The sequence below is a fragment of the Streptomyces sp. NPDC057249 genome (assembly GCF_042669245.1).
Taxonomy (GTDB): domain Bacteria; phylum Actinomycetota; class Actinomycetes; order Streptomycetales; family Streptomycetaceae; genus Streptomyces.
The window spans coordinates 624,565-643,273 of record NZ_JBHUXS010000002.1 but is presented as its reverse complement, the minus strand read 5'-3'; the positions used below and the strand labels follow the sequence as shown (position 1 = coordinate 643,273).

Below are 18,709 nucleotides of genomic sequence, written 5' to 3'. Positions count from 1 at the left end.
CGTGGCAAAACAGACAGCACCCCTCCGCACCACCGCCGACCCGGCAGACGGCAGCACACGTGCCGCCGGGACCAAGCCGGACTCGGCCGTCGTACGCGACGCACTCGGCGTCGGCATAGCCGTCGGCCTCTCCGGCTTCGCCTTCGGCGTCACCTCGGCGGGCTCCGGCCTGAGCCTCCTCCAGACGTGCGCGCTCAGCCTGCTGGTGTTCACCGGCGCCTCCCAGTTCGCCCTGGTCGGCGCGCTCGCCGCCGGAGGCAACCCGTACACCGCGGCTGCCGGAGCCTTCTTCCTCGGCGTGCGCAACGCCTTCTACGGTCTGCGGCTCTCCCAGCTCCTCGCCCTGCCGCGCGCCCTGCGCCCGCTCGCCGCCCAGTGGGTCATCGACGAGACCACCGCCGTGACGCTGCCCCAGCCCACCCGTCGGGCCGCGCGGATCGGCTTCACCGTCACCGGGCTCACCCTCTACGTGCTGTGGAACCTGACCACTCTGGCGGGTGCGCTGGGCGCCGAGGCGCTCGGCGACACCGACGCCTGGGGGCTCGACGCGGCCGGCCCCGCGGTCTTCCTCGCGCTGCTCGCCCCGATGCTGAAGTCCACGACGGAACGCGTGACGGCGGCGCTCGCCGTCCTGCTCGCCCTCGGGCTCCTGCCGGTGCTGCCGGCCGGGGTGCCCGTGCTGCTGGCCGCGTCGGCCGCGCCCGTCGTCCTGTTCCTCACGGGGCGGGCCAAGGGCCACGGCCGGGGCGGGACCGAGGCCGGGGACGCCGGCGCGATCCGGGCGGAGGGAGGCCGGTGAACGTTTGGATCGCCATCGCGCTGACCTTCGTCGGCTGCTACCTGGCCAAGCTCCTCGGCCTTCTGGTGCCCGCCGGCGCACTCGAACGCCCGCTGGTCCAACGCCTGGCCGCCTTGCTGCCGGTCGCCCTGCTGGCCGCGCTCACCGCCCAGCAGACCTTCGGCGACGGGCAGCACCTGGCCCTGGACGCCCGGAGTGCGGGCCTGGCGGCCGCAGCGCTCGCCCTGGTCCTGCGCGCCCCCTTCCTGGTGGTCGTGGGTGTTGCCGTGGCCGTCACCGCGGGGGTGCGCGCGCTGGGCTAGGTGGTGTCCGGTAAGGGGCGTGCCTCCCGGAGGGTGCCCCTTACCGGTGTAAGGGGCACGCCCCTGAGAGGGTGTCCCTTACCGGCTCGCCCCTTACGGCCCCGCCGCCCCTCACGCCAGGACGCGGCCGTGCGCCCTCAGCGTTTCCAGCGCCCTGAGGGTCACCAGGGGGCGTCCCTCCAGCGCCGTCCCGGGTGCCCACTGCCGCCAGGTGACCGGCCAGCCGCCGTCCGCCTCCTGCGCGGCGGCCAGATGGTCGAGCGAGCGCTCCATCTCGGTGTCGGAGAACCACCGCCGGGCGAGCGACGCGGGTGACCGGGCGTAGTCGTACGGGAAGTGCTGCTCTCCCGGTGCGTACCCGGGGGCCACCGGGTACTCCGCGCGCCGGTCCGGATCGAGCACGGCGAGCCGCTGGTCGCGTACCAGCCGCCCCAGCCGTTCGGCGGCGGCCTCCGCGCGGGGCCGGTCCGGCACCCCGTCGAGAAAGGCGACCGCCGCCTCGATCTCGTACGGATGCGACACCTCCAGGGCGTCCACGGCCGACCAGCAGAAGTCGGTCGCGCGGAAGAGCCAGGCGTGCCACACCGCGTTGCGGTGCAGCAGCCCGACGACGGGGCCGGTGGCCAGCAGCTCGGCCGGCGGATCGTCCACGATCGGGATGAAGGGGGCCGCCGGATAGTCGCGCTGGGAGGGCAGCAGCGCGGGCAGGGCGCCCTCCTTGGTGGACACCTCCGTCAGATACCGGCAGATCCGCTCCACCCGCAGACCGCCGCACCGGCCGATGGAGTCGAGGACGCTGAGCGCGTGGGCGGTGTGCAGGGGCTGACTGACGGGGCCCCGCAGATCGGGTTCGAGCGCGTGGCCGTAACCGCCGTCCTCATTGGCATACGCGGTGAGGGCCGTCTCCACCGCGTCCGCGCCTCCCTCCAGGTATTGATGGGCGAACCGCCGCTGTTCGAGGACACGGGCCGTGAGCCAGATGAACTGCTCGGCCCGGTCGAGGGGACTTGTTCCAGTTGCAGCCATGGACCCGACCGTAGGGCTTGGGGTCCCCGAGCAGGGCGGATGCGGCCCGGCTGCACTCTCAGGAGCGGGATACTGAAGGCATGCGGTTGACGATTTTCTGGGAACGGATGGCGGACCACTTCGGCGCGGCCTACGCGGAATCCTTCGCACGCGACCATGTGATGGCGGAGCTGGGGGGACGTACGGTCCACGAGGCGCTGGCGGCCGGCTGGGAGGCGAAGGACGTCTGGCGCGGGGTCTGCGCCGCCATGGACATCCCCGCCGACAGGCGCTGACGGCGGCGGGAGGGGAAGCCCACCTTCCGGGGTGCGCGAGGCACCGTCACCCACATAGGCGAGACTTGCTCCGTGGCACCCACAGACGAGACCGCTCAGATCCAGCCGCCGCGCACGCCGCCCGTACCACCGGCCGTGCCACCGGCTCCGCCGTCCGGCGCCGGGCCCGCCCGCATGCCCGCCTGGCTGCCGCGTGCCATGGTCCTCGCCCTCGCCCTCTACGCCTGCTTCCGGCTCGGCAGCTGGGCGTTCGACCAGCTCATCGGCCTGCTGATCAATGTGCTGATCGCCTTCTTCGTGGCGCTCGCCATCGAACCCGCGGTGAGCCGGATGTCCGCCCGCGGCATGCGCCGGGGCTTCGCGACCTTCCTCGTCTTCCTCGTCGTGCTGATCGCCGGGGCCGGTTTCGTCGTGCTGCTCGGCTCGATGCTCGCGGGCCAGATCGTCGACATGGTGGAGGACTTCCCGAAGTACCTCGACTCGGTGATCAACTGGGTCAACCAGACCTTCCACACGGAGCTCTCCCGCGTCGAGGTCCAGGACAGCCTGTTGCACTCCGACTGGCTGCAGAAGTACGTCCAGAACAGCGCGACCGGCGTGCTCGACGTCTCCGCGACCGTCCTCGGCGGTCTCTTCCGCCTGCTGACGATCTTCCTGTTCTCCTTCTACTTCGCGGCGGACGGCCCCCGGCTGCGCCGCGGGCTGTGCTCCGTGCTGCCCCCCGCCCGGCAGACGGAGGTGCTGCGGGCCTGGGAGATCGCCGTCGACAAGACCGGCGGCTACCTCTACTCGCGCGGCCTGATGGCGCTCATCTCCGGTGTCGCGCACTACATCCTGCTGGCCGCCCTCGGCGTGCCGTACGCGCCGGCGCTCGCGGTCTGGGTCGGACTCGTCTCCCAGTTCATCCCCACGATCGGCACCTATCTCGCGGGTGCCCTGCCGATGCTGATCGCCTTCACCGTCGATCCCTGGTACGCGCTGTGGGTCCTCGGCTTCGTCGTGGTGTACCAGCAGTTCGAGAACTACATGCTCCAGCCCAAGCTCACCGCGAAGACGGTGGACATCCACCCCGCCGTGGCGTTCGGCTCGGTCATCGCGGGCACGGCGCTCATGGGCGCCGTCGGCGCGCTGATCGCCATCCCGGCGGTGGCCACGCTCCAGGCGTTCCTCGGCGCGTACGTGAAGCGCTACGACGTCACCGACGACCCGCGTGTCCACGGCAGCCGTCCCGGCGTGCGGGGCGAGCCCCTGTGGACGCGCCTGAGGCGGATGCGTACCGCTTTCGCGGGCGAGGACGGCCGGGGTACGGACGGGCGGCCGGACGGCGGCGAGCCGGAGGGGCCGGAGGGACCTTCCGGGCCGAGCGGTACCTGAGGCGCTCGTTCCGCCGGAGCGGGTTGGGCGGGCCCGTAGGCTGAGGCGCGGGATGTCGTGCCGACCCTGGGGGGAACATGGAGTGGCTGTCCCTGGCATCAGCGGCCGTGGCGATCTGCGGTGCGGCGGCGGCCGCGCTCTTCAGCTACTGGCAGCAGCGCCGCCTGAGGTCCCGGGAGCAGCGCGACTACATGGAGCGGTACGGGGCCTCCCTGGCCTGGGCCGCGTTCGACCTGCAGAGCAGGCTGTACAACATCCTGTATGGCCATGACAACGATCGGGACCCCGCGCGCGGCGACGGTTTCCTGACGAGTTTCCTCACTCGGGGCACCCCGCGCGAGGCGGACTTCGTCCGGCGCAGCACGGTCTTCGTGCTGGCCGAGTACCTGGGCTGGGTGGAGATCCTGCGCCGCGACATCCAGTTCCTCGACCTGGGCAGGAGCCGCGTCAACGCACAGGTCATGAAGCAGATCTCGCAGATCGGCGGCAGCCTGGCCAGGATCGACGCGGTGAGCAACGAGCTTCGGCTGTTCGGCGCCCAGCAGCGGGCCATCGGCGAACTGATGGTCCATCCCGACGGTGAACCGGGCCGGCGCCGCTGCCTGGGGTACGCGGAGTTCTGCTCGAAGCTGGAACACGACCAGGACTTCGCCGCCTGGTTCTCCGATCCGCTGGCGGACGTGGACAGGCTCGCCGCAGACACGGCCCAGGCCGTCGGCCGCCTGAAGGAGCTCCAGGTCCAGCTGGTCGCGCTGATCGATCTGCTGGACCCCCGGCGGGAGCGGTTCCCCCGGTCCAGGCTTGCCTACAGCCCCCGCGACCGCTCCCGGAGCTGACCGGACCGCCCCCCGGGCACGGCCGCGGAGGGGCGGCGTGGTGCGCTTGACACTAAAATCGAACATCCATTCTCATGGGATTCCGGCCGGGTTTTCCCGGGCCCGACCGCGGAGTTTTCCACAGGCCGGGAGGACGTCGAGGCCCATTGTCAGTGGCAGGGGTTAGCGTCTTTGACGTGAAGCGATCGACTCAAGCAAATCGGGTGGAACCCATGGCAGGAACCGACCGCGAGAAGGCGCTGGACGCCGCACTCGCACAGATTGAACGGCAATTCGGCAAGGGCGCGGTGATGCGCCTCGGCGAGCGGCCGAACGAGCCCATCGAGGTGATTCCCACCGGGTCCACCGCGCTCGACGTCGCGCTCGGCGTCGGCGGTCTGCCGCGCGGCCGTGTGGTGGAGGTGTACGGACCGGAGTCCTCCGGTAAGACGACGCTGACGCTGCACGCCGTGGCGAACGCGCAGAAGCTCGGTGGCTCGGTGGCCTTCATCGACGCGGAGCACGCCCTCGACCCGGAGTACGCGAAGAAGCTCGGCGTCGACATCGACAGCCTCATCCTGTCCCAGCCGGACAACGGTGAGCAGGCCCTCGAAATCGTGGACATGCTGGTCCGCTCGGGCGCCCTCGACCTCATCGTCATCGACTCCGTCGCGGCCCTGGTTCCGCGCGCGGAGATCGAGGGCGAGATGGGCGACTCGCACGTGGGTCTCCAGGCCCGCCTGATGAGCCAGGCGCTCCGGAAGATCACGAGCGCGCTCAACCAGTCCAAGACCACCGCGATCTTCATCAACCAGCTCCGCGAGAAGATCGGTGTGATGTTCGGCTCGCCGGAGACCACCACCGGTGGCCGGGCGCTCAAGTTCTACGCCTCGGTGCGCCTCGACATCCGCCGGATCGAGACGCTCAAGGACGGCACCGACGCGGTCGGCAACCGCACCCGCGTCAAGATCGTCAAGAACAAGGTCGCGCCGCCCTTCAAGCAGGCCGAGTTCGACATCCTCTACGGCCAGGGCATCAGCCGCGAGGGCGGTCTGATCGACATGGGCGTGGAGCACGGCTTCGTCCGCAAGGCCGGCGCCTGGTACACCTACGAGGGCGACCAGCTCGGCCAGGGCAAGGAGAACGCGCGCAACTTCCTCAAGGACAACCCCGACCTCGCCAACGAGATCGAGAAGAAGATCCTGGTGAAGCTGGGCGTCGGGGTCCGGCCCGAGGACGCCGCCGAAGCCGGGACGGACCCGGCGGGCGCCGCGGCTCCGGCCGAGGCCGCGGCGAAGCCGGCGACGGCGGCGGCCGGCAAGACCAAGCCGGCCAAGGCGGCCGCGGCCAAGAGCTGATCCGTGACGCGTCGCACAGAGTGGCCGGCCGGCGCCGCCGACCCCGGCGCGGCCCCCGTATCCGGTGAAGGGACGGGGCGCCGTTCCCGCTCCCGGTCCAGTGACAGCGGTTCCCCCTCCTCGTCGAGGGCCGAGAAGGGGGAACCGCGCGACCCGGCCGAGGAGGCCCGCAACATCTGCCTGCGCCTGCTCACCGGCACACCGCGCACCCGCAAGCAACTCGCGGACGCCCTCCGCAAGCGGGAGATCCCGGACGAGGCGGCCGAAGAGGTGCTGTCCCGCTTCGAGGACGTTGGGCTGATCGATGACGCCGCGTTCGCCGACGCCTGGGTGGAGTCCCGGCACCACGGCCGCGGGCTCGCCCGCCGGGCGCTGGTCCGTGAGCTGCGGACCAAGGGCGTGGACGCCGCCGTGATCGATGAAGCCGTCGGGCAGCTCGACTCCGAACAGGAGGAGGAGACCGCGCGGGAGCTCGTCGCCCGCAAGCTCCGGTCCACCCGGGGACTGGACCGCGACAAGCGGCTGCGCCGCCTCGCGGGCATGCTCGCCCGCAAGGGGTACGGCGAGGGAATGGCCCTGCGCGTGGTGCGCCGGGCGCTGGAGGAAGAGGGGGAGGACACGGAAGGGCTGGACGAGCCCTTCTGAGCCGGGGCCGCTACTGGCCGGCGCGGGCCGCCCGGCTGATGGTGGCGTCGACCAGCGCGAGGGCGTCCTCGGCGGTGCGCCCCGGGAAGCGGTTCCAGGGACCGATCAGCCCGGTCCAGCCCTGGGAACGGAGCTCCGCGATCAGCCAGGCCCCGGCCCGGTCGACCGTCTCCGCGGAGCCGTAGCCCAGGCGGTGCGCGGTGAGCATGGCGCCGCAGACGCAGCGGGCGCCCCGGATGTTGCGGAGCCGGTACGGGGTGTTCTGCCAGCCCCACTCGGTCAGGATGCGCCGCGCATGGGCGAGATGGACGGACGGCGGTACATCGGGTCGTCCGACGCGTCGCCACGCGTGGAGCCGGTCGGGCAGGATGGCGCCGATGCGCCCGGGGAGCGGGCGTTCGCGCGGCGCGGCGGGGGGCAGCGCCCGGACGGTATCGGCGATCAGCCGGTCCACCGGCACGGAGAGCAGGGCGCGCCAGTCGGCGGCGGGGGCCGGCGCGGGCGGGGCGGTGCTCACGGGACCCGGGGAGGGCGGCGGGGCGGTCCGGCCCCAGCCGGTGACGATCTGCTGCCAGGCGTCCGTGTCATGGAGGCGCGCGGCTTGGGCGTCGAGTTCGTCGGGGGTGAGGGCGGCGGCGGTGGTGGTCGGCATCGGTGCGTGCTCCCCGTCGTAGCGGCGTACCGGCGCCCTGATGGCGTTCCGGCGGGCAGGCGGGACGGACCGGTCGCCCGCCGTGAGGCGAATGTCCGCCCGCCGTCCGGGTCGCTCCACCCGAGCGACGCCATACGGGTGTGTCACGGGGCATTCCGGTGGCAGCCACGACTGAGCGGCCATGGTTGAGCAGCCCCGGTTGAGCAGTCACGACTGAGAAGTCACAGCTGAGCAACCGCGCCCCCGCCTCCCCACGCAGCCGCGCCCCCGCCCCGTGCTCCCACGCCTCCGGAGCACGCCCCCGCCCCCTCCGGGGCGCGTACGCCTCGCGACCTCCGGGGGACAACCCCCCTACGGAGACGCCGGGTTGCTCCAGTGCACAGACATCTGTGCACAGAGCAGTGTGTGACGCATGCCAGAGAAGCCCGGTGGGACCGAGATCACGGAGCTGGCCGCCCTCAAAGCGCTCGCCCAGCCGCGACGCCGGCAGATCCTCCAGCACCTCACCCTGCACGGCCCCGCGACCTCCGCGATCGTCGCCCGCGCGCTGGGGCTGAACACCGGGGCGACCAGCTACCACCTGCGTGAACTGGCCCGGTACGGCTTCGTGACGGACACCGTGCCGAAGGAGCCGGCCGGGCGCCGGGGCAGGTGGTGGCGGGCCGTCCCCGGGGACCGGCGCTTTCCGCCGCCGTCCCGGCGGACGCCCGAACTGAGCCTCGTCATCGACGAGCTGAACCGTCACGCGTACGCCGCCGACCTCGCCCTCTTCGAACGGCTCCAACGCGAGAGCTCCGACGCGGCGCCGGACGAGTGGGCCGACGCCTTCGCGTACTCGCGGGGCGCGCTGAGCCTCACCCTCCCGGAACTCCGCGCGTTCTTCGAGGAGTACATCGCCCTGATGAACCGCTACCGGCGCCCCGGAGCCGACCCCGCACCGGGTGCCAGGACGGTGCACACCCGGCTGCTCGCCTTCCCGGACCCCGGTCCGGACCGCACGACCCCGCCCACCCGCACCGGCCGACCAGAGACGGACGCCTCATGATGCTGCGCTACGCCCTGCGGACGATCCGGCACCGCAAGGCGGGATTCCTCGGGGCGTTCCTCGCCCTCATGTGTGCCGCCGCACTCGTCACCGCTTGCGGGACCCTGCTGGAGACGGGCCTGCGCGGCCGGATCGCCACCGAGCGGTACGCGGCCGCCCCGGTGATCGTCTCGGCCGACCAGAACGTCCACCGCACGACCGTGAAGCACAAGGGCAACGGCAAGACGAAGATCAAACACAAGGCGAAGCCCGTCGCCGAACGGGCCTGGCTGCCCGCCGCCACCGCCGACCGGCTGCGCCGCCTGCCGGGTGTCCGCGCGGTCGTCCCCGAGCTCACCTTCCTCGCCCAGCCGCTCGGGCCGCCCGCCCGAGCAGCGGCCGACGACGTCCCCGTCCACGGGCACGCCTGGTCGTCCGCCTCGCTCACCCCCTTCGCGCTGACCGCCGGCCGGGCCCCGGCGTCCTCCGGCGATGTGGTGCTCGACCGGACCCTCGCCGTGCGGGCGGGCCTCACGCCCGGCGACCGGATCACCGTGCAGTCGACCCGCGCCCCTCGCACGTACCGGATCAGCGGCATCGCGGCGCCCCGAGGGCGGGGCGCACTCCGGCAGCAGCGCTCGCTGTTCTTCTCCGACACCGAGGCCCGGCGGCTGGCGGACCGTGCCGGACAGGTCAGCGCGATCGGCGTCCTGCCCGAGCCCGGTACCGACACCGGCACGCTGAAGGAGCGGGTCACCGCGGCCCTCAAGGGCACCACCGCCCAGGTGGCGACCGGCGACGGACGCGGACCGGTCGAATTCCTCGACGCGGCGGGGGCCCGCGTCAAGCTGGTCTCGATGGGCGGAGCCATGGGCGGCACCTCACTGCTGGTCGCGGTGCTCGTCGTCGTCGGGACGTTCGCCCTCTCCATCCAGCAGCGCCACCGCGAATTGGCCCTGCTCCGTACCATCGCCGCCACCTCGCGGCAGGTCCGCCGGCTGCTCGGCCGGGAGGCCCTGGTCGTCGGGGCCTTCGCCGGGGTCCTGGGCGCGCTCGCCGGACTGCCGCTGGCCGCCTGGCTGCACAGCCGGTTCACCGGTATGGGCGTGATCCCGCCGACGCTGGAACGGACGGCCGGAGCCCTCCCCGCCTGCGCCGCCGTCGCCGTCACCCTGCTGGGCGCCTGGGCCGCCGCCCGGATCTCCGGCCGCCGGATCGCCGGTCTGCGTCCGGCCGAGGCCATGGCCGAGTCCGCGGTCGAGCGCCGCGGCCCGGCCCGGGGACGGGCCCTCGCGGGGCTGCTCCTGCTCGCCGGCGGCGGTGCGCTGGTCGGTGTCCTGAGCGTGCTGCGCACCGAGGCCGCCTCGACCCCGGTGACCTTCCTGGCCGTGGTGGTCCTGGCCACGGCGGTCTCGCTGCTGGGGCCCCTCCTGGTACGGGTCGCCGCCTTCCTGATGGCGGGTGTGCTCCGGCGGACGGGTCCGATGAGCACCCTGGCCACCGCGAACGTCCGGGGCAACTCCACCCGGATGGCCTCCGTCGTCACCCCGCTCACCCTGCTCATCGGCATGACCTGCACGGTCCTCTTCCTCCAGCCGACCGTCGGCGACGCCGCGCGCGCCCAGGCCAGGGAGGGCATCCGCGCCACCTGGGTGCTCGGCGCGCAGGGGCCGGGCGTTCCGTCGGAGGCGGCGAAGGCGGTCCGCGCGACGCCCGGTGTCACCGCCGCCACGGAGGTCGTACGCACCACCGTGCGGGTGGGCCTGGAGAAGTACGCCGCACAGGGCGTCACCGGTCCGGGTCTCCTCCGTACCTGGGACCCGGGCGTGACGAGCGGTTCCCTCGCCGCGTTCGCCGCGAACGGGCGGGCCGCCGCGATCAGTGAGCTCGCCGCCGACCGGCTCGGGCTGCACGTCGGCAGCGAACTCGCCCTGCACCTCGGGGACGGCACCCCCGCCACCCTCACCGTCGCCGCCGTCTACCACCGGGGCCTCGGCTTCGGGGACCTCACCCTGCCGCACGACCTGCTCGCACGGCACATGGACAACCCGCTCGCCGCGACGGTCCTGGTGGCCGGGGACGTGTCCGGGGCCGAACTGTCGGCCGCCGTGGAGAGGTTCCCCGGTGTCGAGGTCGCCACCCCGGCCGTCGCCGACCGGCTCCAGGCCGACCGAGGCCAGGAGAACGCCGAGGTCAACCTCCTCGCCATGGGACTGGTTCTCGCCTTCACCGCCATCGCCGTCGTCAACACGCTGGCCATGTCGGTGTCGGAACGCTTCAGGGAGTTCGCGCTGCTGCGCCTCGCCGGCGCCACGCGCCGCCAGGTGCTGCGGATGCTTCGTACCGAGACCCTGTCGGTACTGGTGATCTCCGCGGCCCTCGGTACCGGTATCGCGCTCGCCGTACTGACGGCGTTCAGCATCGGCATGACGGGGAGCGCGGCGCCCGGTGTGCTGCCCCTGGTGTACGGGACCGTGGTGGGCGTCGCCGCGCTGCTCGCGCTGGTCGCGACGGCACTGCCCGGCCGGTTCGCGCTGCGGGCCCGCCCGGTGGAGGTGGCCGCGGGCCGGTGACGAGGACGGCAGGAGGGGGCGGTCCGGGCCGGCCGCCCCCTCGTCTCACGTCTCGACCGGAAAGCCCGCCGCGCGCCACGCCTGGAAGCCGCCCACCAGGTCCGTCGCCCGGTGGAGCCCGAGCCGGTGCAGCGACTCGGCCGCCAGGCTCGACGCGTAACCCTCGTTGCAGATCACCACCACGCGCAAGCCGTGGTCCACCGCCTGCGGGACCCGGTGGCTTCCCCGCGGGTCCAGCCGCCATTCCAGCTCGTTGCGCTCGATGACCAGCGCCCCCGGGATCAGCCCGTCCCGCTCGCGCAGCTCCGCGTAGCGGATGTCCACGAGCAGGGCGCCTTCGGAGGCAGCCGCCCACGCCTCCTGCGGGCCGAGCCGTTCGTAACCGGCCCTGACCCGCTCCAGCAACTCGTCGATACCGAGGGCCTCGTCGCTCACCTTGATTCTCCCGGGGTGCCTCGTTCTTGGGGGTGGGGAAGGAGGGGTTCTCGGGGTGGAGCCGCGAAGCGGCGGAGTTCGCTGCGCATTGGTTCTGACCTGTGCTTTCTTTCGTTGTCAGTGAGGGCTGTTACGTTGCAGATCATGGCGACGAAGGCAGTGGCAGGGCAGGGCAGGGCCGGCATGCCCGGTACACCTAGCGGCTGCGCGTGTCGTCGTCCGCGCTCGCCCGGCTGGAAGCTGAGTGGGCGCGGTGTCGGTGGGTGTGGAACGAGTGCGTGGCCATGTCCCGCAAGGTCCATGTCGCGAACCGGAGCGCTGTCGAGAAGGCGACGTGTGGTCCGGCGCAGCTGGACGGGTTGCTGACTGAGGCGCGGCAGCCGATGGCGTGGCTGCGTGCGGGTGCTTCGGTGCCGCCGCAGGTCCCCGGCCAACGTGAACCAGGAATCCCCGCCCTTCTTCAGGGCGGGGAGGATGTCAATGCCAGTCCTCCGGTCCCTCGGTCTGCTCCAGGCGGAGCACCGCGCCGGTGCGGCTGTAGCGGCGGATACGCGGCAGCGGCGGGTAGTACGCGTGCACGGAGACGGCGTGCTCCGTGGGGGATTCGTTCAGCACCTCGTGGACGTGGTGGCGGCCGAAGGCCCTGCCCCGGCCGGGGCGCAGTTCCCGGGTGCGGTCGATGTCCTCGGTCAGTTCGAGGGTCTTCCAGCCGTCGGTGGGCAGCCGGGCCGCGAGGGAGTGCTCCCGGAGCGTGCCGGCCGCGGTGAGGAAGGCGCCGACCGACTCGGCGTGGTCGTGCCAGCCGGTGCCGGTGCCCGGTGGCCAGCCGATCAGCCAGGCCTCGCTGCCACCGGGACCGTCGAGCCTGATCCAGGTCCGGCCTTCGGGGTCGAGGGGCAGTGAGGCGACGAGTGCGGTGTCCTCGGCGGTGCGACGGACGAAGTCGAGCAGTTCCGCGGCGGTCGGAGCCGGACCGGATGTGCGTGTGGGCACGGGGACAGCGGGGAACGGAGAGGCAGACACGGAGACCGTCCTGAGAGTTCGCGCGGACGCCCCGCCGTACGGCACAGCGCACGGCGAAGGCAGGGGAAGGCGATTCAGCAGGACGGGCGACACACGCAGCCCGCGTAGCGGAGCAGGTCCATATGGACCCTCCGCCACAGGCGCACATCGGTGTCGGTCATGACCGGGAGTAGACCACGCGCGCCCGTGAGGGTCAATTGACGTCCGCGGTGCTGTCGGCACGCACCGACGTCCGGGCCGCGCCGCCGCGCGCCGCGTCCGCCGCCGCGAACAGCTCGGCCGGACGCACCCCGCCGAACGTCTCCACGAGATGTCCGTCCGGCCTGACCAGCAGGACCGTGTGCGCGGAGGCCCCCGGATAGCTCTCGGTCACCAGCAGCTCGGCCTTCACCGGCAGCCCCGCGACGGCCTCCGCCAGCCGGGGCATCACGCCGGCGCGCATCCAGTGGCGCCGGTCCCACACCCCGGTGCCGGGCGCCACCAGCACCACGAGCAACTGCCCCTGCCCCAGCCGCTCGCGCAGCCGGACCGGCGTGCCGTCGGGCGCCGTGACCCGCACATCGGCCACCGGCGCACCGGGGGGCGTGCCCACCGACGTGTGCGCCTCGGTGCGCGCGGGCGCAAGGGGGGACAGCGCGTAGGAAGGGGGCGCACCGAGGGGGCCGCAGCCCAGATGTCCGTCCATCAGCAGCGTGTCGTGCCCCCGTGCGCTCCCCGGTACGAGCGTCCGCAGACCTCCGCCGCCCCGCAGTATCGGCAGCGACTGGTCGGCGGCGCGCAGCCGTGCGGCGACGGCGGCCCGGCGTTCGGCCTGGTAGCTGTCGAGAAGCGCGTCGGACGCCCCGTGGTGCCAGGCCAGAGACAGCTTCCAGGCCAGGTTCTCGGCGTCCCGCAGCCCTTCGTCGAGCCCCTGGGTCCCCAGCGCACCCAGCAGATGGGCGGCGTCCCCGGCCAGGAAGGACCGCTTCACCCGCCACCGGCGGGCCAGGCGGTGGTGCAGCGTGTAGACCCCGGTGTCCAGCAGCTCGTACGGGGGAGTGTCGCCGCACCAGCCGGCCAGGGTGTCGCGGACCCGGGTGACGAGAGCGTCCGGCGTGACCAGTTCGCCGCGCGCGGGCAGCAGCCAGTCCAGCCGCCACACGTCGTCGGGCAGCGGGCGCGCCGTCACCTCGGCGCCGCCGGTGCGCCAGGGCGGCGACCGGTGCAGCACGGCCTCACCGGGCCGGGGCAGCTCGGCGCGCAGCGCGGCCACGGCGTGCCGTTCCACCGCCGTACGCCCGGGAAACCGGATGTCGAGAAGTTTGCGCACGGTGGACCGGGCCCCGTCGCAGCCGACCAGGTAACTCCCGCGCCACCAGGTCGATCCGGGCTCCCTGGTGTGCACGGTGACCCCGGCCGGGTCCTGCTCCAGCGTGTCGATCCGGCTGGGCCCGGCCGTCCGCACCAGCTCCTGCGCGGCCACCGCGTCCCGCAGACCCCGGACGAGCGCGTGCTGCGGTACGTGCACGGGGGCGGCGGGCACACCGCTGCCCGGGACCGGGTCCTCGCCGAGCGGCAGTTCGCGCACCAGCTGCCTGCGTCGCACCGAACGCCAGCCGGACCAGCGCAGCCCCTCGTCCCGTAGCGCCTTGCAGCCCAGCCGCTCCAGGAAGGCCGCGGTCTCCTCGCGCAGCACGACCGTGCGGGCGGGGCGGGTCTCGTTGCTTTCGGGGTCCTCGTCGAGCAGCACGGACGGCACGCCCTGCGCGGCGAGGGCCAGCGAGAGCGCCAGGCCGACCGGCCCGGCCCCGACGACGATCACCGGGTCCACGGCGCGTCCCCCGTCGGAAGCGCGGCGGAACGAACGGGTCCGGTGAAACGGAACGGAAGGTGCGCGGGCGTCGGAGGGGGTGCTGCGGCGTCGGGGACTCGGTGCGCGATCACAGAACGTATGCAACCTACTGCCGGTGCTTGCGTCAAGCGACGCCGGAACGCGGCGAGGGGCGGTGGCAGGTGTGCCACCGCCCCTCGCGGGCGTCGTGCGACGAGCCGTCAGACGGCGCTTCCGTCGTCCGTCTTGAGCGACGGCGCACCGATCGTCTCCAGTTCGCCCCCCGGGCCGGTGCCCACGACCGCGCCCGTGCTCTTCTTCCCGCGCCGGAGCCACCGCTCCAGCCAGCTCGCGAAGGACGTCAGGGCGAAGTTCAGCGCCAGGTAGACCAACGCGACGATCGTGAAGCAGGCGATGGTGTTGGAACCGTAGTTCGCGGACATCGGCCGTACCGAGGCCAGCAGCTCCGGGTAGCTCAGCACGGCGCCACCGAGAGCGGTGTCCTTCACGATCACCACGAGCTGGCTGACGATGGCCGGCAGCATCGCGGTGACCGCCTGCGGCAGCAGCACGAAGATCATCGTCTGACCCTTGCGCATACCGATCGCCTTGGCCGCGTCCGTCTGCCCGCGTGGCAGCGTCAGGATGCCGGCCCGTACGATCTCGGCGAGTACCGAGGCGTTGTAGAGCACCAGGCCCGTCACGACGGCGTACAGCAGACGCGTGTCCGGTTCGAGGTCGGTGTACTCGGAGTACATGGCGTTGGCGATGATCATCAGGAGCAGCACGGGAATGGCGCGGAAGAACTCCACGACCGCCCCACCCGGAACGCGCACCCAGCGGTGGTCCGAGAGCCGTCCGATACCGAAGAGCGCGCCCAGCGGCAGCGCGATGAGCAGCGCGTAGAACGCTGCCTTGATCGTGTTCTGGAAGCCCGGCCAGATGTACGTCTCCCAGGCCTGGGTGTCGACGAAGAACGGCTTCCACTTGGCCCAGTCGAGCTGGTGCTTCTCGGCGAGGCCGTCGTACACCCACCACACCACCGCCGCGGCGGCCAGCACGAAGAGAACGGTGTACAGGATGTTGCGCCGCTTGGCGCGGGGCCCCTGGGCGTCGTACAGGACGGAGCTCATCGCTTCACCGCCACCTTCTTGGCGACCCAGCCGAGGATGAGGCCGGTCGGGAGGGTCAGGATGATGAAGCCGAGGACGAACACGCCGGAGATCAGCAGCAACTGGGCTTCGTTCTCGACCATTTTCTTCATCAGGTACGAGGCTTCCGCGACCCCGATCGCCGCCGCGACGGTGGTGTTCTTCGTCAGCGCGATGAGCACGTTGGACAGCGGATTGACCACCGAACGGAACGCCTGCGGGAGCACGATCAGCCGCAGCACCTGAGTGAAGCTGAGCCCGAGCGCCCGGGCCGCCTCCGCCTGGCCGACCGGCACCGTGTTGATGCCCGAACGGAGGGCCTCGCACACGAACGACGCGGTGTAGGCGGTGAAGGCGAGCACCGCGAGCCGGAAGTTGATGGTCGTGAAGTCGCCACCGCCTCCGAGGGTGATCTGAAGGGTCTGGAAGAGGCCCAGCGAGGCGAAGACGATGATCACGGTCAGCGGAATGTTCCGGATCACGTTCACATAGACGGTCGCGAAGCCGCGCATCAGGGGGACCGGGCTGACCCTCATGCCGGCCAGCAGCGTTCCCCATATGAGGGAGCCGAGGGCGGAGAACACGGTGAGCTTCACCGTGACCCAGAAGGCCCCGAACAGGTCATAACCATCAAGAAAGTCGAACACGATCTCCCGTGCTTCCACGTGTAGGAGGGCGCGGCGCGCCGCCGGTCAGCGGCGGCGCGCCCGGTCAGCCCTGCTTCACTTGACGACGTTGCCGATCTTCGGGGCGGGCTCGTTCTTGTAGCCGGCCGGACCGAAATTGGTCTCGACCGCCTTGTCCCACGAACCGTCCTTGACCATCTTGGTCAGCGCGTCGTTGATCTTCTTCTTGAGGTCGGCGTCGCCCTTCTTCAGGCCGATGCCGTAGTTCTCGTTGGTCATCTTGAAGCCGGCCAGCTTGAACTTGCCCTTGTTGGCGTCCTGCGAGGCGTAGCCGGCCAGGATGCTGTCGTCCGTGGTCAGCGCGTCGACGGCCTTGTTCTCGAGGCCGGTCAGGCACTCGGAGTAGCCGCCGTACTCCAGCAGCTGCGCCTTCGGGGCCAGCTTGTCATGGACGTTCTGCGCGGAGGTCGAACCGGCGACCGAGCAGAGCTTCTTGTTGTTCAGGTCCTCGGGCTTCTTGAACGAGTCGTCGTCCGCGCGGACCAGGATGTCCTGGTGGGCCAGCAGGTACGGACCGGCGAAGTCGACCTTCTGCAGGCGCTCGTCGGTGATCGAGTAGGAGGCGACGATGAACTTCACGTCACCGCGCGAGATCGCCGTCTCGCGGTCGGCGCTCTTCGTCTCCTTGAACTCGATGTTCTCGGCGTCGTAGCCGAGTTCCTTGGCGACGTACGTGGCGACGTCGACGTCGAAGCCGGTGAACTTGCCGTCCGGGGTCTTCAGACCGATACCCGGCTGGTCGATCTTGATGCCGATGGTGATCTTCTTGCCGCCGCCCGAACCGGCCGAGTCGTCCTTGTCGTCGGAACCACAGGCGGTAGCGGTGAGGGCGAGCGCGAGCACGGCGGCCGAGGCGGCGGTGACCTTACGAAGCTGCATGGTGAGATTCCCTATGATTGACGTGATGTGAGTGATCAGCAGATACGGATGCCGGTGCTGAAGGCTCCATCAGTGGTGAAGGATCTTCGACAGGAAGTCCTTGGCCCGGTCACTGCGCGGGTTGCTGAAGAACTGGTCGGGCGTGGCCTCTTCGACGATCTTCCCGTCCGCCATGAAGACGACCCGGTTCGCCGCCGAGCGCGCGAAGCCCATCTCGTGGGTGACGACGACCATCGTCATGCCCTCGCGGGCGAGCTGCTGCATGACCTCCAGCACCTCGTTGATCATCTCCGGGTCGAGCGCGGAGGTCGGCTCGTCGAAGAGCATGACCTTCGGATCCATGGCCAGGGCCCGGGCGATCGCCACGCGCTGCTGCTGGCCGCCGGAGAGCTGGGAGGGGTACTTGTCGGCCTGGGTCCCGACGCCCACCCGGTCGAGCAGCGCACGCGCCTTGTCCTCGGCCGCCTTCTTGTCCGTCTTGCGGACCTTCAGCTGGCCGAGCATCACGTTTTCCAGGACCGTCTTGTGCGCGAAGAGGTTGAACGACTGGAAGACCATGCCGACGTCGGCACGCAGCCGCGCCAGCTCCTTGCCCTCCGCGGGCAGCGGCTTCCCGTCGATCGTGATCGCGCCCGAGTCGATCGTCTCCAAGCGGTTGATCGTGCGGCACAGCGTGGACTTACCGGACCCGGACGGCCCGATGACGACCACGACCTCGCCGCGGGCGATCGTCAGGTCGATGTCCTGGAGCACATGCAGCGCGCCGAAGTGCTTGTTGACGTTGCTCAGCACAACCAGATCGCCGGCGGGCGCGGGTGCAGCGTCCTCGGCGCCCTTGGTCACTGAAACTCCGCTCATCGGCTTCTTGCTCCGTCCTCCTCGGTTGGGAAGGACCCTAGTGACGCAGTGCTACGAACGTCATTACATCTGAGCGGAAATTGAGCATAACGATCCGGCGGCAACCGGACACTCCGCGTGAACGGGACGTCACGCCGGTCGTACCGGCCGTACCGGGTGCATAACGGAAACCCGGATACAACGGGCAGGCCCTTGACTGTCCCCCGCGCATCGGCGTGGATTCCCTGGTACACCCCTATGTGGAACGCCCCGGAACGGGGAAGTTGCCGGGGGCGCACATGATCGTCCGGACCCGATCACCGACCACACGCCGCTGCCAGAGGGGGGCCATGAGACTGCTGCTCGTCGAGGACGACAACCACGTCGCCGCCGCCCTGTCCGCGATCCTCGCCCGGCACGGCTTCCAGGTGGTCCACGCCCGCAGCGGCGACGAGGCCCTCCAGGCGCTCCTGCCCACCGACACCGAGCCCTTCGGCGTCGTGCTCCTGGACCTCGGCCTTCCCGACCAGGACGGCTACGAGGTGTGCGGCAAGATCCGCAAGCGCAGTTCCGTGCCGGTGATCATGGTCACCGCCCGTGCCGACGTCCGCTCCCGCATCCACGGACTCAACCTCGGCGCCGACGACTACGTGACCAAGCCGTACGACACCGGAGAGCTGCTGGCCCGCATCCACGCGGTCAGCCGGCGCAACGCGGGCAACGAGGACACCGTGTCCACCCCGGTCGGGGCGCTGCGCCTGGGGCACGTCAGCATCGAGCTGCCCACCCGCCGGGTCAGCGTGGACGGGACGGAAGTGCAGCTCACCCGCAAGGAGTTCGACCTGCTCGCGCTGCTCGCCCAGCGGCCCGGTGTGGTCTTCCGCCGCGAACAGATCATCAGCGAGGTGTGGCGCACCAGCTGGGAGGGAACGGGCCGCACGCTGGAGGTGCACGTCGCCTCGCTCCGTTCCAAGCTGCGGCTGCCCGCCCTCATCGAGACGGTGCGCGGGGTCGGCTACCGCCTCGTCTCCCCGTCCGCGTAAAG

At 71.5% G+C, this 18,709-nt stretch carries 20 protein-coding genes; 10 read left to right on the top strand and 10 right to left on the bottom strand.

All coding sequences use genetic code 11. The features are described from left to right. Position 1: 1 nt before the first annotated feature. Both ACFUJY_RS06415 and ACFUJY_RS06410 read left to right on the top strand, forming a co-directional pair. Positions 2–799 (top strand): AzlC family ABC transporter permease, encoded by a 798-nt coding sequence (locus tag ACFUJY_RS06415; RefSeq protein WP_383295331.1) that lies wholly within the window; start codon positions 2–4, stop codon positions 797–799. Further along, positions 796–1,101, top strand: a complete 306-nt coding sequence (locus tag ACFUJY_RS06410; protein ID WP_383295328.1) for an AzlD domain-containing protein — start codon at positions 796–798, stop codon at positions 1,099–1,101. Before ACFUJY_RS06415 ends, ACFUJY_RS06410 begins: the two co-directional genes overlap by 4 nt. Positions 1,102–1,212: 111 nt before the next feature. Here ACFUJY_RS06410 and ACFUJY_RS06405 read toward each other — a convergent pair whose 3' ends face one another. Beyond that, a complete protein-coding gene (locus ACFUJY_RS06405) occupies positions 1,213–2,127 on the bottom strand; it encodes a hypothetical protein (RefSeq protein WP_383295325.1) in 915 nt (304 codons plus the stop codon). A gap of 80 nt (positions 2,128–2,207) precedes the next feature. Here ACFUJY_RS06405 and ACFUJY_RS06400 point away from each other — a divergent pair, with 80 nt between their 5' ends. From ACFUJY_RS06400 to recX, 5 genes are all read left to right on the top strand, one after another. Further along, on the top strand, positions 2,208–2,402 hold the full coding sequence (locus ACFUJY_RS06400; RefSeq protein ID WP_383295322.1) for a DUF3046 domain-containing protein: 195 nt from the start codon (positions 2,208–2,210) through the stop codon (positions 2,400–2,402). 174 nt (positions 2,403–2,576) lie between these two features. Beyond that, the gene (locus ACFUJY_RS06395) at positions 2,577–3,776 is read left to right on the top strand and encodes an AI-2E family transporter (protein ID WP_383295429.1); all 1,200 of its coding nucleotides are present in this window, start codon (positions 2,577–2,579) and stop codon (positions 3,774–3,776) included. A gap of 77 nt (positions 3,777–3,853) precedes the next feature. Continuing rightward, entirely contained in the window at positions 3,854–4,612 is a 759-nt protein-coding gene (locus tag ACFUJY_RS06390; protein WP_383295319.1) for a hypothetical protein, read from the top strand. A 212-nt stretch (positions 4,613–4,824) separates the two neighbouring features. Then, on the top strand, positions 4,825–5,949 hold the full coding sequence (recA, locus tag ACFUJY_RS06385; RefSeq protein WP_383295316.1) for a recombinase RecA: 1,125 nt from the start codon (positions 4,825–4,827) through the stop codon (positions 5,947–5,949). A gap of 3 nt (positions 5,950–5,952) precedes the next feature. Next, on the top strand, positions 5,953–6,594 hold the full coding sequence (gene recX / locus ACFUJY_RS06380) for a recombination regulator RecX (RefSeq protein ID WP_383295313.1): 642 nt from the start codon (positions 5,953–5,955) through the stop codon (positions 6,592–6,594). A gap of 10 nt (positions 6,595–6,604) precedes the next feature. Here recX and ACFUJY_RS06375 read toward each other — a convergent pair whose 3' ends face one another. Next, entirely contained in the window at positions 6,605–7,246 is a 642-nt protein-coding gene (locus ACFUJY_RS06375; RefSeq protein WP_383295310.1) for a hypothetical protein, read from the bottom strand. Between the two features lie 412 nt (positions 7,247–7,658). On the opposite strand from ACFUJY_RS06375, the gene ACFUJY_RS06370 reads away from it, so the two are divergent. After that, entirely contained in the window at positions 7,659–8,291 is a 633-nt protein-coding gene (locus tag ACFUJY_RS06370) for an ArsR/SmtB family transcription factor (protein ID WP_383295307.1), read from the top strand. Further along, positions 8,288–10,843, top strand: a complete 2,556-nt coding sequence (locus tag ACFUJY_RS06365) for an FtsX-like permease family protein (protein ID WP_383295304.1) — start codon at positions 8,288–8,290, stop codon at positions 10,841–10,843. Before ACFUJY_RS06370 ends, ACFUJY_RS06365 begins: the two co-directional genes overlap by 4 nt. 45 nt (positions 10,844–10,888) lie before the next feature. Here the strand turns inward: ACFUJY_RS06365 and ACFUJY_RS06360 are convergent, their stop codons facing one another. The 8 genes from ACFUJY_RS06360 to ACFUJY_RS06325 form a co-directional block, all read right to left on the bottom strand. Beyond that, positions 10,889–11,278 (bottom strand): rhodanese-like domain-containing protein, encoded by a 390-nt coding sequence (locus ACFUJY_RS06360; protein WP_383295301.1) that lies wholly within the window; start codon positions 11,276–11,278, stop codon positions 10,889–10,891. Positions 11,279–11,755: 477 nt separating this feature from the next. Continuing rightward, on the bottom strand, positions 11,756–12,271 hold the full coding sequence (locus tag ACFUJY_RS06355; protein WP_383295298.1) for a cysteine dioxygenase: 516 nt from the start codon (positions 12,269–12,271) through the stop codon (positions 11,756–11,758). Between the two features lie 104 nt (positions 12,272–12,375). Continuing rightward, positions 12,376–12,462, bottom strand: a complete 87-nt coding sequence (locus ACFUJY_RS06350) for a putative leader peptide (RefSeq protein ID WP_311307652.1) — start codon at positions 12,460–12,462, stop codon at positions 12,376–12,378. Positions 12,463–12,494: 32 nt separating this feature from the next. Then, a complete protein-coding gene (locus ACFUJY_RS06345; protein ID WP_383295295.1) occupies positions 12,495–14,111 on the bottom strand; it encodes an FAD-dependent monooxygenase in 1,617 nt (538 codons plus the stop codon). A gap of 221 nt (positions 14,112–14,332) precedes the next feature. Beyond that, positions 14,333–15,244 (bottom strand): amino acid ABC transporter permease, encoded by a 912-nt coding sequence (locus ACFUJY_RS06340; RefSeq protein WP_383295292.1) that lies wholly within the window; start codon positions 15,242–15,244, stop codon positions 14,333–14,335. Then, entirely contained in the window at positions 15,241–15,909 is a 669-nt protein-coding gene (locus tag ACFUJY_RS06335) for an amino acid ABC transporter permease (RefSeq protein ID WP_383295427.1), read from the bottom strand. The genes ACFUJY_RS06340 and ACFUJY_RS06335 overlap by 4 nt, the downstream gene beginning before the upstream one ends. Positions 15,910–15,984: 75 nt before the next feature. After that, positions 15,985–16,827: a glutamate ABC transporter substrate-binding protein gene (locus ACFUJY_RS06330; RefSeq protein WP_383295289.1), complete on the bottom strand. Its 843-nt coding sequence runs from the start codon at positions 16,825–16,827 to the stop codon at positions 15,985–15,987. Positions 16,828–16,896: 69 nt separating this feature from the next. Then, positions 16,897–17,685 (bottom strand): amino acid ABC transporter ATP-binding protein, encoded by a 789-nt coding sequence (locus ACFUJY_RS06325; RefSeq protein WP_361025186.1) that lies wholly within the window; start codon positions 17,683–17,685, stop codon positions 16,897–16,899. Between the two features lie 329 nt (positions 17,686–18,014). Here ACFUJY_RS06325 and ACFUJY_RS06320 point away from each other — a divergent pair, with 329 nt between their 5' ends. Beyond that, the gene (locus tag ACFUJY_RS06320; protein WP_383295286.1) at positions 18,015–18,707 is read left to right on the top strand and encodes a response regulator transcription factor; all 693 of its coding nucleotides are present in this window, start codon (positions 18,015–18,017) and stop codon (positions 18,705–18,707) included. Positions 18,708–18,709 lie beyond the last annotated feature (2 nt).

Bases quoted from the DNA above. Each gene is read 5' to 3' on its own strand.
- ACFUJY_RS06405 (WP_383295325.1), bottom strand. From the start codon at position 2,127: ATGGCTGCAACTGGAACAAGTCCCCTCGACCGGGCCGAGCAGTTCATC.
- ACFUJY_RS06400 (WP_383295322.1), top strand. From the start codon at position 2,208: ATGCGGTTGACGATTTTCTGGGAACGGATGGCGGACCACTTCGGCGCG.
- ACFUJY_RS06395 (WP_383295429.1), top strand. From the start codon at position 2,577: ATGCCCGCCTGGCTGCCGCGTGCCATGGTCCTCGCCCTCGCCCTCTAC.
- ACFUJY_RS06390 (WP_383295319.1), top strand. From the start codon at position 3,854: ATGGAGTGGCTGTCCCTGGCATCAGCGGCCGTGGCGATCTGCGGTGCG.
- recA (WP_383295316.1), top strand. From the start codon at position 4,825: ATGGCAGGAACCGACCGCGAGAAGGCGCTGGACGCCGCACTCGCACAG.
- ACFUJY_RS06375 (WP_383295310.1), bottom strand. From the start codon at position 7,246: ATGCCGACCACCACCGCCGCCGCCCTCACCCCCGACGAACTCGACGCC.
- ACFUJY_RS06370 (WP_383295307.1), top strand. From the start codon at position 7,659: ATGCCAGAGAAGCCCGGTGGGACCGAGATCACGGAGCTGGCCGCCCTC.
- ACFUJY_RS06365 (WP_383295304.1), top strand. From the start codon at position 8,288: ATGATGCTGCGCTACGCCCTGCGGACGATCCGGCACCGCAAGGCGGGA.
- ACFUJY_RS06350 (WP_311307652.1), bottom strand. From the start codon at position 12,462: ATGACCGACACCGATGTGCGCCTGTGGCGGAGGGTCCATATGGACCTG.
- ACFUJY_RS06340 (WP_383295292.1), bottom strand. From the start codon at position 15,244: ATGAGCTCCGTCCTGTACGACGCCCAGGGGCCCCGCGCCAAGCGGCGC.
- ACFUJY_RS06330 (WP_383295289.1), bottom strand. From the start codon at position 16,827: ATGCAGCTTCGTAAGGTCACCGCCGCCTCGGCCGCCGTGCTCGCGCTC.
- ACFUJY_RS06325 (WP_361025186.1), bottom strand. From the start codon at position 17,685: ATGAGCGGAGTTTCAGTGACCAAGGGCGCCGAGGACGCTGCACCCGCG.
- ACFUJY_RS06320 (WP_383295286.1), top strand. From the start codon at position 18,015: ATGAGACTGCTGCTCGTCGAGGACGACAACCACGTCGCCGCCGCCCTG.